This is a genomic window from Flavobacterium hydrocarbonoxydans, assembly GCF_009789235.1.
In the GTDB taxonomy this organism is placed as follows: Bacteria; Bacteroidota; Bacteroidia; order Flavobacteriales; family Flavobacteriaceae; genus Flavobacterium; species Flavobacterium hydrocarbonoxydans.
On record NZ_WSTB01000002.1, the window covers coordinates 429,585 to 445,336 of the forward strand.

A 15,752-nucleotide genomic window follows, 5' to 3' on the forward strand; every position below is an offset into this window, starting at 1 on the left:
TTTTTACCCTTTTAAAAGAAAATTATTTTTAAATCAACCAATTTATCGCACAAAAAAAGGTCAGCTATACTAAAAAGCTGACCTTTCTTATATTTCTAATTAAAATAACCTAAACTAAGGTGATGTATATTTTAAAATTTAATTTAAATCCATCTCCGTAATTTCTCCGTCAATAATCAAATCAGCTTCGGTTGAAGCAATGATGTGCTCAACAGAAACACCTGGCGCGCGCTCTAAGAGCTTAAAACCATTTTGAGTTACTTCGAGAACTGCCAACTCGGTTACGACTTTTTTAACGCAGCCTACGCCTGTTAATGGCAAAGTGCATTTTTTTAGGATTTTAGATTCTCCTGCTTTGTTGACGTGCATCATAGCCACGATGATATTTTCGGCGGAAGCCACCAAATCCATTGCACCTCCCATTCCTTTTACCATTTTACCTGGGATTTTCCAGTTGGCAATGTCTCCGTTTTCCGAAACTTCCATCGCGCCTAAAATTGTCAAATCTACTTTTTGGCTGCGAATCATTCCGAAACTAAAAGCTGAATCAAAAAAACTCGCTCCCGGAAGCGTTGTAATCGTTTGTTTTCCTGCGTTGATAATATCGGCATCTTCTTCGCCCGCAAAAGGAAACGGTCCCATTCCGAGAACGCCATTTTCACTCTGGAATTCCACGGCAATATCTTCTCTCACATAATTTGCCACCAAAGTCGGAATCCCGATACCAAGATTAACAAAATACCTGTCTTTTACTTCTTTCGCAATTCGTTTTGCTATATCTTCTTTTGTTAACATATCTTTTAATGTCTTAATTTTTAATGAGTCAATTTGATAATTAGAAAATGCCTCACTTTGCGTAATCTAATTCATTATCTAATTGACAAATTTTCTAATTATCTAATTTTTTAATAAAATAATCCCAGGTTGCTCTGGTTATGTCCGCTATAATTTTTTCTGTATCATCTTTGGTTTCAGTAATCTCTTTTAAGTAAACCGAAAGAATAAAATGTTTCCCATTTGGAAGTTTCACAATACCAACGTCATTCATCGCAACTCTCAAATTATTGTCATTGGTCCCCGAAAGCCCTGTTCTATGAGCCAATTCTGTGTTTTCAGGAAGTCCCGCTTTCATCCAGGTAAGTCCTCTTGAAGTTTCGACCATTATTTGATACAAATACTTTGTTGTAGCTTCATTCAGTACTTTTCCTTTATAGAATTTTTCCAGCAATTCCGTTGTTGCCAAAGGTGTTGTTGTATTTATATAAAGTTTTTCCCAGGATTTCATCTGTTCCTCATTCACTTTAATTACAAAGTCTTTTATGCCTTGTTTATTGATAAATTTCTGTACCACTTTTGTACCTCCAATCAAATTGATCAATATATCACAACCATTATTATCACTGTGCGACACCGTATATCTTAACAATTGGTCTAATGTAAGATCTATATTTCCATTTGGGAATTCTTCCGCCATCGGACTCCAGGTCTCCGGATCAAGCGCTTCTTTTTTAATAAATATTTTTTGAGTTAATGAAAGTTTGCCCTCATCGACTTTGTTTAAAACTGCCAAAGCAATATGAAACTTAAAAACGCTCATCATAGGCATTTTAAGATTTCCATTGATGCTCAATGTATCTTTGTCTTCGATGCTTTTTATCGAAATCCCAACGGTTGCATGCTTCGTTGCAATAATCTGGTTTAGTTGTTCTCTCAGTTCATTTGTTGTTTGAGCAAAAGTCTGAAAAGACAAAAACGAAAACAGCATTACAGAAAATCTGGTCATAATTTTAATGTGTAATTTTTTAATGTGCTTTTTTTAATGTGTCAATTTGATAATTAGAAAATGCTACGCTTTACGCTCAATATTAATTATCTAATTGACAAATTATCTCATTATCTAATTCCTTTGTCTAACAGTTCGTTGCTCAATTCTTTTTTCAAATTTTTCTCCCTGAAAAATACGCTGCACCATAATGCCCGGAATATGAATTTGATTTGGATCTAAAGTTCCAACCGGAACCAATTCTTCGACTTCTGCAATTGTGATTTTTCCGGCACCAGCCATACAGGCGTTAAAGTTTCTGGCAGTTCCTTTAAAAATAAGATTTCCGGCTTCGTCGCCTTTCCATGCTTTTACAATGGCAAAATCGGCTTTGAAAGCTTCTTCCATAATGTGCATTTTTCCGTTGAATTCGCGCACTTCTTTTCCTTCTGCTACTTCGGTACCATAACCTGCTGGCGTGAAGAAAGCTGGAATTCCTGCCTGAGCAGCGCGGCAACGTTCTGCCAAAGTGCCTTGTGGTGTCAATTCTACATCCAATTCACCCGAAAGCATCTGGCGTTCGAACTCTGCATTTTCGCCCACATACGAAGAAATCATTTTTTTGATTTGTTTCTTTTGCAAAAGCAATCCCAAACCAAAATCATCAACTCCTGCATTATTCGAAATACAAGTTAGATTTGAAATTGGTTTTTGTACCAAAGCGGCAATAGTATTTTCGGGAATTCCGCACAATCCGAAACCTCCAAACATGATAGTCATATTGCTTTCAATTCCCTGAATAGCATCCTGAACATTATTTACTTTTTTTGTTATCATAACAAACTGTCTTTATTGTCGTATATTTTTGATAAAAATAAGATTTTTAGATTAATTTATAACGATTTCGTAAAAAAATAAACCACTAGAAACTAAAAGTCCATAGCTTAGATTTAGCAGACTGAAAGCCTGTAATGGTATAGTCTTTTTTATTAACCACAAATTACACTAATTTACACAAATTAATTTGCTATTCCTTAGCCCGCTAAAATCGTTCATCAAAAAAAATATCCTTTTAAGTCTTCAACATGTAGAAGATCAAAAAAGGATATTTTTTTATGAATTATCGAATGAATTTTATAACTCGAATTCGTCTGTATTTTGTTCCGTTTGTGTAGTGTCTTTTACCACAGCAGCAGGTCTGGAGTAACAATCTACTTTAATATTTAAACCCGGTGGACGATCAAACTGTTCTTTAGAAACCTGAAGTCCAGCATCGGCGTAGCATAATTTCATAAAATAAGCCCAAACTGGCAATGCAGCCGTTGCTCCCTGACCGTACGTTAAACTTTTGAAACGTGCTGAACGGTCTTCGCAACCTACCCAGACACCTGTGACTAAATTAGGAACCATTCCCATAAACCAACCATCAGACTGGTTTTGAGTAGTTCCGGTTTTACCCGCTATCGGGTTTTTGAACATATACGGATAACCTGTCCAACGATTATCACCGTTTCCTCCGCCCTGCGTGCGTAAACGTGCACCAGAACCAGTTTCGGTTACACCTTCCATCAATTTGATTACGGCAAAAGCAATATCTTTATTTAATACGTCATGAGATTCCGGAATTGGTTCAAAAATAACCTCTCCACTTTTATTTTCAATACGGCTTAAAAATTGTGGTTTAACATATACACCCTGATTGGCAAAAGTACTAAAAGCAGCCACCATATCTTCAACCGTAGCATCTACCGCACCTAATGCAATAGAAGGCTGCGAAGGAATATCCGACTTAATTCCTAATTTATGGGCTAATTCTACCACGGCATCCGGTCCTGTTCTGTCAATTAACTTAGCCGAAACCGTATTGATTGAATACGCCAAACCTTGCTTAAGAGTAACCATCCCTCTGTATTTACGATCTGAGTTTCTTGGCTCCCAATCTTCGGTAACATTATGTTTTCCTTTGTGAATCATAAATGGACCATCCAAAATAGAATCGCAAGGAGACATATTAAGCTGTTCGATTGCAGTGGCATAAACAATTGGTTTGAAAGTAGAACCAACTTGTCTCGCTCCCTGACCAACGTGGTCGTACTGGAAATATTTATAATTGATTCCGCCCACCCAAGCTTTGATACTTCCTGTCTGTGGCTCCATTGCCATTAGACCAGATTGCAAAAAGTGTTTGTAATAACGAATAGAATCCATTGGGGTCATTATCGTATCGCGTTCGCCTTTCCAGGTAAATACACGCATTTGCGTTTTAACATTGAATGATGCGATAATTTCATCTTCACTTTTATCCAAGTCCTTCATGATGGCCCAACGCGTAGAATTTTTCATGGCCTGCATCATAATCCTATCCGTTTCTGCTTTTGTAATATTTAGGAAAGGAGCATTTTTATTGGTTTTAGATTCAATAAAAAACTGTTGTTGAAGGTTTTTCATGTGTTCCAAAACGGCTTCTTCGGCATGAGCCTGCATTCTCGAATCGATAGTAGTATAAATTTTTAGACCGTCTTTGTAAATATCATAATCTGACCCGTCTGGTTTTTTATTCTCAGCAGTCCATTTTTTCATGTAATCACGCAAATATTCTCTAAAATAAGTGGCCGTTCCTTCACGGTGACTTTCCAGTTTAAATTTTAAAGAAATTGGTAATGCCTTGTATTTCTCTTTTTCTGCCTCTGTAATCATCTTGGCTTTTACCATTTGACCCAATACAACATCACGACGGTTTTTTACTCCAACTGGGTTACGCATCGGATTATAAAGAGAGGAATTGTTAAACATCCCTACTAAAATTGCCGATTCATCTACAGTTAAGTCTTTAGGTTCTTTGGAAAAATAAGTTTGAGCTGCAGAACTTACCCCAACAGCATAATTTCCGAAATCATAAACGTTGCAGTACATCGCTAAAATCTCATTTTTAGTATATTGTCTTTCCAAACGAATAGCAATAATCCATTCTTTTATTTTTTGTACTATCCTAAAAGGTAAAAAGGTAGATCCTCCACGATGAAATAACTGTTTTGCCAACTGCTGTGTTATGGTACTGGCACCTCCATTGGTTCCCAAAGAAAAAGCTGCACGTAAAGTTCCGCGTCCATCAATTCCTGAATGCTCATAAAAACGGGCATCTTCCGTTGCAACCAAAGCATCTACCAGATTTTTTGGCAAATCCGAATATTTAAGCTGCGACCTGTTTGTTTTAAAATATTTACCGATTACTACCCCATCAGACGAAATGATTTCGGTAGCCAGATTAGAATCCGGATTTTCTAAATCTTCAAAAGAAGGCATTGAACCAAAAAGTCCCCATGAAGCAAATAAGAAGAATGCTAAAATGCCTAATAATCCATAAACAAAAATTCTCCAAAATTTCTTTTGGTAGTATTTAATATCTTTTACGCTGTTTGGTTGATTGTTTTTTTTAGTAGCCATAACTTATTTCAAATCTTTTTGTTCTATTCTAAAACCTACGTCTGTAATTCCTTCTAAAGCCTGTACTCCGGGGATTTTCCCTGATTCACGTACGGCTTGTTTGATGTGTACTTTATATTTTCCTCTAAACTTTACGCCCTCTTTAAAGTACAATTTACTTTCTTTGATATCAAAGAAACCTTCACCTAAAAGTGTCCCGTCTGGATTTGCCATCTGGTATTCTAAAGTATCCACTTTCGTAAATCCGTTTGGCATTTCAAGAGCCACGATCAAAAACAGATTATTAAATGGATAATTGTTGTTATCTCTCAAATTTACAAATAAATCATATCGTTTTGTAGAATCTAAAACTGGCAAATCAAAAGTTACAATACTGTCTTTGTGCCAGGCACTTCCAACAGATTTGTACTCGTCAAATACTCTTTTTTTATCACAAGAAAAAAGAAGTATTCCTGCCAAAAGAAGAATTCCGCTATTTTTTATTCTCATTTTTAGTAATAATTATAGGTTTTCTAGGTTCGCCCGGCTTTTTATCATTCGAATTGTTGTTGGGTTTATTCGAATTATTCGGCTTGTTATTGTTCGGCCTATTAGGCTTCTGTTTATTTGGGTTTCCTCCTGCAGGTTTATTTGGATTTGCATTTGCCTGAACCTGAGGCTTGTTTGGGTTTGCATTTGCTACAATGGCATTCTCAGCCCCTGGTTTGCGTTTGCGGTTTGGTTTTTTCTTTCTTTTTGGCTGATCAAAACGGGTTAAACTTTCCTGACCCATTGCGTTGTTAAAATCTTTTTCTGGTTCAGAAGTTACTTCAATAGCAAAATCTTCCAATGAAGAAACTTTATTTTTGGCTTTATTTTCGGCCATAATTTCTTTAACCTGCTCAATTTTCAGCACGTGCCAGTTGGCAAAATTATTCGTGTAAGCAAACCACATCAATCCTTTGAAGATATCTTGTTTTTGACAAATGGCATCGCCTTTCTCCGTTACCAATTTGGTATCGTAATCCGGAAAATCTTTCAAAGCATCCATGTACGTATCCAATTCGTAATTCAGACAACATTTTAATTTTCCGCATTGTCCTGCTAATTTCTGAGGATTCAGCGAAAGCTGCTGATAACGCGCTGCTGATGTATTGACACTTCTAAAATCAGTCAACCAGGTCGAACAGCAAAGTTCTCTTCCGCAAGAACCAATTCCGCCCAAACGAGCCGCTTCCTGACGGAAACCAACTTGTTTCATCTCTACTCTCGTACTGAATTCTTTAGCAAAATCCTTAATCAGCATTCTAAAATCGACTCTGTCATTTGCCGTGTAATAAAACGTAGCTTTTGATCCGTCTCCCTGAAATTCGATATCCGAAATTTTCATTTCCAGCTTATGCTGAATCGCCAATTCACGTGCACGAACCTTCATTGGCTCTTCGCGATCACGGGCAACGGACCAGATATCGATATCTTTTTGAGATGCTTTTCGGTAAATTTTAGGAACTTCATTACTTTCGTGATTGACCCCTTTTTTCTTCATTTGAATTTTCACCAATTCTCCTGTCAAAGTTACAATTCCGATATCGTGTCCTGGCGAAGCAACAGTTGCTACAATATCGCCAATACTTAAAGTTAATTTTTCTGAATTTCTAAAAAATTCTTTGCGGCCGTTTTTAAAACGCACCTCAACACAATCAAAAATCGCCTCTCCATTAGACGGACTCATGTTCGAAAGCCAGTCAAAAACCGTCAATTTATTGCAGCTATCGGTGCCGCAAGTCCCATTATTTTTACAACCTTTTGGTGCGCCACCATCTGAGGTTGAACAACTTGTACATGCCATAATTCTATATGTAGTGTTGCAAAAGTGCAACTTAAGTTCATAAACGTTTAATCGGTAAAGATAGTATTTTTTTTAGTTTCCTTTTTATGGATTAAAACTAAAGACTTGTTAAATAAAAAAACCCATTCTGTTTGAGACAAAATAGGCTTTTTTTTATTTATAAATATTAACTGATTATTATTATCTCCAACGGTTGAAACCGTTGGTTATGGATTGTGTTTATAATAGCCCGCGGTTTCAACCGTGGGAGACATCGTGTTAGTTTTCAAAATTCCAACGGTTGAAACCGTTGGTTATGCATTGTGTTTATAATAGCCCGCGGTTTCAACCATGGGAGACATCGTGCTAGTTTTCAAAATTCCAACGGTTGAAACCGTTGGTTATGCATTGTGTTTATAGTAGCCCGCGGTTTCAACCGTGGGAAACATCGTGTTAGTTTTCAAAATTCCAACGGTTGAAACCCTTGGTTACGGATTGTGTTTGTAATAGCTAGCGGTTTCAACCGTGGGAGACATCGTGCTAGTTTTCAAAATTCCAACGGTTGAAACCGTTGGTTATGGATTGTGTTTATAATAGCCCGCGGTTTCAACCGTGGGAGACATCGTGTTAGTTTTCAAAATTCCAACGGTTGAAACCGTTGGTTACGAATTGTGTTTATAATAGCCCGCGGTTTCAAACATGGGCCACATATCATTTGTCAATCATTTGAATTATTCAATCCATGCAGTTTTTTAAATTCATCAAATTCATTTTGCCCCGTTTTCTTCAGGTGATGTTGTTTTTGATTTTTTATATAATTATAAACAATTTCTAACTGGGATTCACTTACTGAATAAGCAGCATACCCTGTTTGCCAGGCAAATTTTTCAAGAATTAGATTTTCTCCATTTATAGAATGAGACGAACTTCCTTTTATTTGCTTTATTACATCTGCAATTGATTTTTGTGGATTTAATAAAAACAAAGCGTGGATGTGATCTGGCATTCCGTTGATGATTCTAACGGGACATCCAAGTTCAATTAATTCCTCACGGATATAATTATACACTTGATTTTCTATTGAAAAATCAATTAATTCTTGACGATTTTTAGTTGCCCAAATAGCATGAATCCATAATTTATTAAAAGAATGCGGCATATAAATTAGCTTTAATTTTTCGCTAATTTACAATTTTATACAATTTATCTGACAATCTAATCCTAAAAGGAACTTCAAAAGTAACTTTATCGCCAATTTTTGCTGTTGTAGTTTCAGCTCCATTAACAATCATTTTGTTTAAAACCAATTCTTGCTCTCCTGTTGTTGGGCCAGAAATTAAGATTTTGTCGCCAACATTCAATTCTTGGTTTTCTACAGTAAAGAGTCCCACTTGCGCTTTTACATAATAATGTTCTGCTTTCCCAAGAAGTGCTTTTTTCACTTTTACTTTTTGACGAATATCAAGTGGTTTAGCTCCGCTCCGTTCGGCTCCGCCTCGGGTTTGGGCTGTAGCCAAAGCATCATTAGACAGTTCACCAGAATGTTTGAATTTTAAACTATCTGATTTTCCTTTTCTAAAAACCTTATTTCCAACTTGCTTTCCAGTTCTCAATCTCACTTGATCGACTAATGGCATGTGAATGATTTCAAGACATTCTGTAGAACAGCAGTTTTCCATTGCCGATTTACATTCATCACATTGAATAAACAATAAGTGACAACCATCATTCTCGCAATTGGTGTGATTGTCGCAAGGTTTTCCGCATTGGTGACATTGAGAGATAATATCGTCTGTAATTCTTTCGCCCAGACGATTATCAAATACAAAGTTTTTCCCGATGAATTTGCTTTCCAAACCTTCTGCTTCAATTTGTTTGGCGTAATTGATGATTCCGCCTTCTAACTGATAAACATTTTTAAAACCCTGATGTTTAAAATAAGCACTTGCCTTCTCGCAACGGATTCCACCTGTGCAGTACATTACCAGATTTTTGTCTTCTTTATGATTTTGAAGCTGCTCGTTGATAATGGGTAAACTCTCCCTAAATGTCTCAACATCTGGAGTAATGGCGTTTTTGAAATGCCCCACTTCACTTTCGTAATGATTTCTAAAATCGACCACTATTGTGTTGGGATCATCCAGAATTTCGTTGAATTCCTTCGCTTTCAGGTGAACGCCTTTATTGGTTACATCAAAAGTTTCGTCGTTTAAACCGTCTGCGACAATTTTGTCCCGAACTTTAATGGTAAGTTTTAAAAACGAATGGTCATCATGTTCTACGGCTTCATTCAGGCGAATGCCTTTCATAAAATCATAAACTTCCAGAGTGGCTCTAAAAGCTTCTAAATTTTCTTCAGGAATACTCATCTGAGCATTTATTCCTTCCGTGGCAACGTAAATTCGGCCTAAAGCATCGAGGCTATTCCAGGCAATAAATAAATCGTCGCGAAATTTTTTGGGATCTTGAATTTTGGCATACGCATAGAAAGACAACGTGAGTCGTTGTTTACCGGCATCATCGATCATGATGGCTCTTTCTTCTGCGCTCAAAGTGTTATACAGTTGCATGCTATAAACAGTTTTAAGTGTGAAAAATTATTTTTTGAGGTGCAAAGGTAGGAAAAAGGTTCAGAGTTGCAAAGATTCAAAGGAACAAAGGTTCTGAGATACTGAATTGCTAAGGTTCTAATCTTTTAACCTACTTAGTAAAAAACAAAAAAGCACTAAATTAATAGTGCTTTTAAAATCTTTGTCCCTGTGTGCCTTTGCCTCTTTGGACCTAAATCTTAGAACCTTAGTACCTCAGCAACTTAAAAATTAACAATGCTCGTTAAAAGCATCTTGCAAATTCTCAGCGATTAATTCAGCTGGGCGACCTTCGATGTGGTGACGCTCTAACATGTGAACCAATTCTCCGTTTTTGAACAAAGCCATACTTGGCGATGATGGAGGAAAAGGAAACATGTGTTGTCTCGCTGCATCAACAGCTTCTTTGTCAACACCTGCAAAAACCGTGATTAAGTGATCTGGTTTTTTTGCTCCGTCTAAACTCATTTTTGCTCCCGGACGTGCGTTTCTTGCAGCACAACCACAAACAGAATTCACAACAACTAGCGTGGTACCTTCAGCTTTGATAGCGTTATCTACAGCTTCTGCACTATGTAAATCTTGAAAACCAGCAGACGTTAATTCAGCCTCCATTGGTTTTACCATTTCTTGTGGATACATATTTTTTATTTTTTAAATTTAACTTTTGAACTGCAAAGTTACAAAGTTTACTCGCAACTACTTAATTTGTGGTATAAAGTTTTGTTATAGTTCGATTGATAATTGAGTTGTTGAGAAATTGCACACAAATAGACACCGTTTTCTATAATAAAACCAAATCTTTTTTTCAGGAGCTAATCCCGCTATCCGTTGCAATCTTTTGTGGCGAACCCCGCCACAAAAGGATTTTCACTTCTATCGGGGCTAGGAGACTCGTTTTCAAGAAGAATATTTTCGTTTATTTTGTCAATTTCGAGGAACGAGCAATCTCCGCTAGTAACTCCATAAGGTTATTGATTAAGTAAAAAAAACGCCACGAATTCACGAATTTATAAAAACAATTAATTCGTGAATTCGTGGCGAAAAATATGCGTGAAACAAAATTTCACTACCGAAATACTACTCTAAACAAAGCCTTTATAAACGGCACTTTTGGGCATTTTAAAATCACCTGAAAGTCTTCTAACAAAGTTGTTTCTTCATCCAGAAACTTAAAAATCAAAGCTGGATTTCCTTTTTTGAATAAAGAAGAAAAAATACTGCTTCCCAATTCGTTATGACGGTATAAAATATCCAAAAGCAATAAATCGTAGAACCAAAATCTGTTTTTTTGATGAAAATCTTTCAAATTGAGTAAAATTGAATCCTGAAGAAATTCTACTAATTCTGAAGATTTTTTATCCGAATTTCTAAAAGTATAACCTGTACTCGCTTTGGTCCATCCGCCTGCAGTACCTATATTCAAAACTCTTTTGGTGTTTTTTTCCCAGAAAGGAAAACAGGTCATCGGAATACTGCCTTGCTCCTTTTCGAGAATTTCATAAGATTCAATTCCTAAATTTTTTAGGTAATTATCAATCTCTGTTTCGTATTCTTCTTTCGGAAGTAATTTTTCAGAAAACAACGTATATTCTACCAAAGCTTCGGTTTTTGAAGTAGGCAAAACGTACATGAAACGCGTATTGCCTTTTTGTTCTACCGAAAAATCCATGAAAGTCGCTTGTTTTGGATTGAAAATTTCAACATCCGTTTTCACAAACCAACCTACAAAATGCTGTTGCAAAACCGGATATTTCGATTGACTTTCGGCGAAAGCCTTTGTATAAATACTATTGAATACATAATCTGCCGTATAGCGATTTTCTTCAGTTCCGACAAAAACGTGTGTTTCGAGTTCGTTGATATCGGTTACTTTTTCGTTAAGGAAAGTAATATTTTGATGTTTCGAAAGACTTTCAAAAACAAAATTGTAAAAATCCAATCCACGAATCTGATTGTATTGATAGGGTTTTAAATCTAAATCCCGCTTGAAATTTTCATTGGCAAACAAAGCCCAATCCCATTTTTTTGAAATAATCGAATTCCAAATAGTTTCATTCTTTTCCCAAAAACACCAGGTCCTGTCGTTGGTTTTTTTTAGATTTTCATCTAATAACAAAATCGATTTGTGTTCAAAATCACCTGATTGTACCATTTTATAAACGGTCATCAAAGCCGCCAAGCCTGTTCCTGTAAAAATGTAATCGAAATGTTTGATTTGAGAAGAATCCATTTTCAAAAATAAGGAAATTTATTGGTTCAGTTTTTCCAAAATCAGTTTAAAATCGCTTGGGCTAATGTAATTGCTGTACTGCAAAATTATTTCGTTTTGCTCATTCAAAACGCATAAAACCGGATATAGAATTTGGTTATTTACGGTTCCCAATGCAACGGCGAGTTCATGAATGCCAACATTATTTCCCGAAGGCTGATATCGAAACGTTTGATTATTAAAGAAAACATCCCGTTTTTCTTCAGCATTAAAATCAATAAAATAAAAGTCAGCGTTCAGTTTGTCTATGATTTCATGATTTTTGAAAGTCGTATTTTTCATCCTTTGGCAAAACTGACACCAATCGGTATGGATAAAAACGATGATTTTTCGTTTCTGAATTTGCTGCAAACGATCTATTTCCTCAAAAGAATAGTGCTTTAACTGGCAAAATCCTGTTGAAGAAATTCCGAAGAAAACAATAATTAACATTAATTTTTTCATGTGTTTTTTTTTGCCACAGATTTAAAGGATTATAATGATTATTAAAAATTCTGCTTAATCTGTTTAATCTGCGGGCTCTTATCAAATCAGTTTTGGGATTCCTGCGGAATGACCAAAATGTGGAAAAATCTTTTTAATCCTTTAAATCTGTGGCCAAAACTTATCTTAACGTATAACGCAACCCTAAAAACCCACGAATCGTCTGGTTTTGTCCGTAAACATAAGTCGTATCGAAAGTCAAACCATAGGGATTATCGGGAGTTACTAATACTTTTCCAGCGGTATCATATTGCACATTTTTATCAAAAGGATCATTGGCTCTCGAAATCAAAAACGGATTACTTTGCTTGGGTGTAAAATTTAATAAATTCTTAATTCCGCCATACAATTCAAAATTTTTCCAGCCAAAATACGTAAACTGAATGTTCTGAATACTGTACCACGGCGATTTTGGATTTCTTGGGTCGTATTCGTTCAGCAAAGGCAGTTTCATTGGGCTGTAAAGATTTCCAGTATAATCTAATAACAAATTTAGCGATTCTATTTTATACGAAACACTCCAGGTTCCTGTAAAATTCTCCGTCAAAAAAGGTCTTTCTGAAACTCCGTTTTCTACATTTTTATTATCCAAAATAGTAGCACCAACAATCATCTTTAAGCCTGTTGGAAAATTCACATCCACATTCGTGCTGATTCCCTGACTTATTGCGTAGCCGTTGATATTGTCGTAAATTATTTGGTTTGGATCAGTTTCATAATCCGTAATTATCTTATTGCTGAAACGGGTATAAAAAGCCGTAGTTTCGATTCCGATAAAAGTGCCGTTTGTAAAATTTATTTTTTGAATGTAATTCAGATTGGCGTTGATGGATTTTTCCGGATTAAGATTCCTCGCAATCACAACATCCCGAGAACCCGTAAGTGCTGCGTGATCTTCGGTAAACAAATTCACCACTCGAAATCCGGTTCCGGCATTCAATCTGAATATGGTGTTTTCATTTGCTTTGAAACGATAAGCGAATCTTGGAGTAAAAATGGAACCATGAACAGAATTGTAATCGTAACGGGCACCCAATAAAACCTGGCTTTTTGGCGAAAGCGTAATTTCGTCCTGAACAAAAATTCCCGGCAACCAGGTGCTTTCGGCTTCTTTTGTTGCAGTAGTATTATCATCATAGTACGAATAACGATTGGCAATTCCGGCAAGGAAATCATTTCTTCCCAATTTCTTATCCCAGGTCAGTTGCAGAAAACCTATTTTTTGATTGGCGATATACGATGTGGTTCCGTAACGACTGTCCTGATAATGTACGTTTCCGGAGAATGACAGCATTAGTTTTTCTTCAAAAGGCAATTGATAACTTCCTATCAATTCGCCTCTTTTGGTGTAAATACTTTCGCCGTAAATCTCGTCACCTCCTCTGTATTTTTTTTCCCAGCGCACATCGCCACCCCAACGGTCTTCATACATTCCGCGGGCTGCAATGGTAAACAAACGATTATTTTCTCTGGAAAAACTCCATTTATTAAAAATTGAAATTCTTTCAGAAAGTGTAACATCTGTAAAATTATCGTTGTCTTTATCGATTACCTGATTATAATTGAAATAATTCAGACCCAAAAGTGTCGTTGCTTTTTTGGTGGGATTGAATTTCATTCCCAAATCAAGATTCGTCTCTAAATACGAAGTCGTAAAAACATCCGCAGAAAACAAAGGCGCATTAATTGGGTTTTTGGTAATAATATTGATCAGACCGCCAACTGCCTCACTTCCGTACAACGAAGAAGCCGGACCTTTTACAATTTCGATTCGTTCGACTAAAGAATTCGGAATTCCAGACAAACCATAAACGGTCGAAAGACTGCTCACAATAGGCATTCCATCAATCAAAACCAATGTGTAAGGGCCTTCCAAACCATTGATATGAATATCACCCGTGTTGCAAACGCCGCAATTCAATTGAGGCCGAACACCATTTATATTCTGAAGGGCTTCGTAAATACTCGCGGTTGGATTTTTTTTGAAGAAAACCGGCGAATACACCTCAACAGGAACAGCACTTTCCAGACGTTTCACGGCTTTTAAAGTTCCGGAAACCACGACTTCGTTCAGCTGATTTTGATTGTCTTCTAATTCAAAATCAAAAGAATTGTTATCGTTTAAAACTTCTATTTTCTTTTTTAAAGTTTGAAAACCTTCTCGCGAAATTTGAATGGTTTGATTGCCAACAGGAACATTTTCTATTAAAAAATACCCTAAACTATCCGTAAACGTTTCTTGTTGTATGCCTTGTAGTTGAATAGTTGCCGATTTAATTTTTGTTCCTTCAGAAGAAACATAGCCTGAAATAGTGGTTTTTTCTTGGGCATAGGAAAATTGCAGGCCAAATAAAATCAATATCCAAATAGAATTTTTCATTATTATAAAATTAATTTTAGACAAAACTAAAAATTAAATTTGATAAACAATTATTCTGAAGCTAAAAACTTTAAAATCTTGTCATTAGTGCCTTTATAAATATTAATTAAAATCTTCGTCTATGAGTTCTTTATTGATGGCAACTCCAGCAAAAGATCCAGAAGAAACGGCCATTGCAACAGATCGTCCTTGTGTAAAACTGTCTCCACTAGCATAAACTCCAGGGATATTTGTTTTTTGAAATATGTCTGTTTTGATCAAACCCTGCTCGGTTAATTCGCAGCCTAAAATTTCAGGCAAAGGACAATGCTGTACAAAAGGAGGTCTGAAATAAACGGCTTTTACGGCAATTTTGGATTGATTTTTAAAGATAATATGCTGAATATTTCCGTTTTGATGTTCCGCAGCAGCAATTTCTTCTTCTATAATTGTAACATTATTTTTGAGTAGCATTTTGGTTTGCTCCAAAGACAAAGTTGACTTTCCGTTGGTGAGCAGTCTAAGGTCTTTCGTCCAGTTCGAAATCATTTTAGCATATTCAAAACCCATTTCGCCGTTTGCAATAATAGCAGTGGTTTCATTTTTTACTTCATAACCATGGCAATACGGACAATGTATAATCGAAATACCCCAACATTCGGTAAAACCATCAAGTTCTGGCAATACATCTTTAACACCGGTAGCAAATAATACTTTTCTGGAAGTGAATACTTTTCCGGACTCTGTCCTGATTTCAAATCCGCTATCAGTTTTGTTAGCACTCACAGCAAGCCCGTTATAAAATTGAACCGTATCATAAAATTCCGTCTGTAATTTGGCTTTCGCCGAAATAACTGCGGGTTTTTCACCATCTTGCGTAATAAAATTATGCGAATGTGGTGTTTGTCTGTTGCAGGGTAAACCACTATCGATAACCAAAACTTGTCTTAGAGAACGACCTAAACTCATGGCTGCAGAAAGTCCGCTGTAACTGCCACCAACAATAATTACCTCAAAATTAGTTTGTTGTATCATAA

The 15,752-nt window shown here is 36.2% G+C and carries 13 protein-coding genes; all 13 read right to left on the reverse strand.

All coding sequences use genetic code 11. From position 1 onward, the window contains the following. Positions 1–138: 138 nt before the first annotated feature. The 13 genes from GON26_RS04945 to GON26_RS05005 all read right to left on the reverse strand — a co-directional run bounded on the left by GON26_RS04945 (position 139) and on the right by GON26_RS05005 (position 15,750). The gene (locus GON26_RS04945) at positions 139–795 is read right to left on the reverse strand and encodes a CoA transferase subunit B (protein ID WP_160373619.1); all 657 of its coding nucleotides are present in this window, start codon (positions 793–795) and stop codon (positions 139–141) included. Positions 796–889: 94 nt separating this feature from the next. Then, positions 890–1,783 (reverse strand): class A beta-lactamase, subclass A2, encoded by an 894-nt coding sequence (gene bla / locus GON26_RS04950; RefSeq protein WP_160373620.1) that lies wholly within the window; start codon positions 1,781–1,783, stop codon positions 890–892. A gap of 114 nt (positions 1,784–1,897) precedes the next feature. Continuing rightward, a complete protein-coding gene (locus GON26_RS04955) occupies positions 1,898–2,599 on the reverse strand; it encodes a CoA transferase subunit A (RefSeq protein ID WP_160373621.1) in 702 nt (233 codons plus the stop codon). 297 nt (positions 2,600–2,896) lie between these two features. Further along, entirely contained in the window at positions 2,897–5,206 is a 2,310-nt protein-coding gene (locus GON26_RS04960; RefSeq protein ID WP_160373622.1) for a penicillin-binding protein 1A, read from the reverse strand. 3 nt (positions 5,207–5,209) lie between these two features. Beyond that, positions 5,210–5,695 carry a gliding motility lipoprotein GldH gene (locus GON26_RS04965; RefSeq protein ID WP_160373623.1) on the reverse strand — a complete coding sequence of 162 codons (486 nt, stop codon included), beginning with the start codon at positions 5,693–5,695 and terminating at the stop codon, positions 5,210–5,212. Next, positions 5,679–7,034 (reverse strand): PSP1 domain-containing protein, encoded by a 1,356-nt coding sequence (locus tag GON26_RS04970; RefSeq protein WP_160373624.1) that lies wholly within the window; start codon positions 7,032–7,034, stop codon positions 5,679–5,681. Before GON26_RS04970 ends, GON26_RS04965 begins: the two co-directional genes overlap by 17 nt. A gap of 697 nt (positions 7,035–7,731) precedes the next feature. Next, positions 7,732–8,172: an IS200/IS605 family transposase gene (gene tnpA / locus GON26_RS04975; protein WP_160373625.1), complete on the reverse strand. Its 441-nt coding sequence runs from the start codon at positions 8,170–8,172 to the stop codon at positions 7,732–7,734. A 22-nt stretch (positions 8,173–8,194) separates the two neighbouring features. After that, the gene (gene trhO / locus GON26_RS04980; protein WP_160373626.1) at positions 8,195–9,583 is read right to left on the reverse strand and encodes an oxygen-dependent tRNA uridine(34) hydroxylase TrhO; all 1,389 of its coding nucleotides are present in this window, start codon (positions 9,581–9,583) and stop codon (positions 8,195–8,197) included. Positions 9,584–9,832: 249 nt separating this feature from the next. Then, complete coding sequence (locus tag GON26_RS04985) at positions 9,833–10,243, reverse strand: BrxA/BrxB family bacilliredoxin (RefSeq protein WP_160373627.1); 411 nt, start codon at positions 10,241–10,243, stop codon at positions 9,833–9,835. Between the two features lie 427 nt (positions 10,244–10,670). Continuing rightward, positions 10,671–11,834, reverse strand: a complete 1,164-nt coding sequence (locus GON26_RS04990) for a lycopene cyclase family protein (protein ID WP_160373628.1) — start codon at positions 11,832–11,834, stop codon at positions 10,671–10,673. Between the two features lie 18 nt (positions 11,835–11,852). Continuing rightward, positions 11,853–12,317, reverse strand: a complete 465-nt coding sequence (locus GON26_RS04995) for a thioredoxin family protein (RefSeq protein ID WP_160373629.1) — start codon at positions 12,315–12,317, stop codon at positions 11,853–11,855. A 160-nt stretch (positions 12,318–12,477) separates the two neighbouring features. Beyond that, positions 12,478–14,736, reverse strand: coding sequence for a TonB-dependent receptor (locus tag GON26_RS05000; protein ID WP_160373630.1), 2,259 nt, complete (start codon positions 14,734–14,736; stop codon positions 12,478–12,480). A 102-nt stretch (positions 14,737–14,838) separates the two neighbouring features. Next, positions 14,839–15,750, reverse strand: coding sequence for an NAD(P)/FAD-dependent oxidoreductase (locus GON26_RS05005; RefSeq protein WP_160373631.1), 912 nt, complete (start codon positions 15,748–15,750; stop codon positions 14,839–14,841). Between the last annotated feature and the right edge of the window lie 2 nt (positions 15,751–15,752).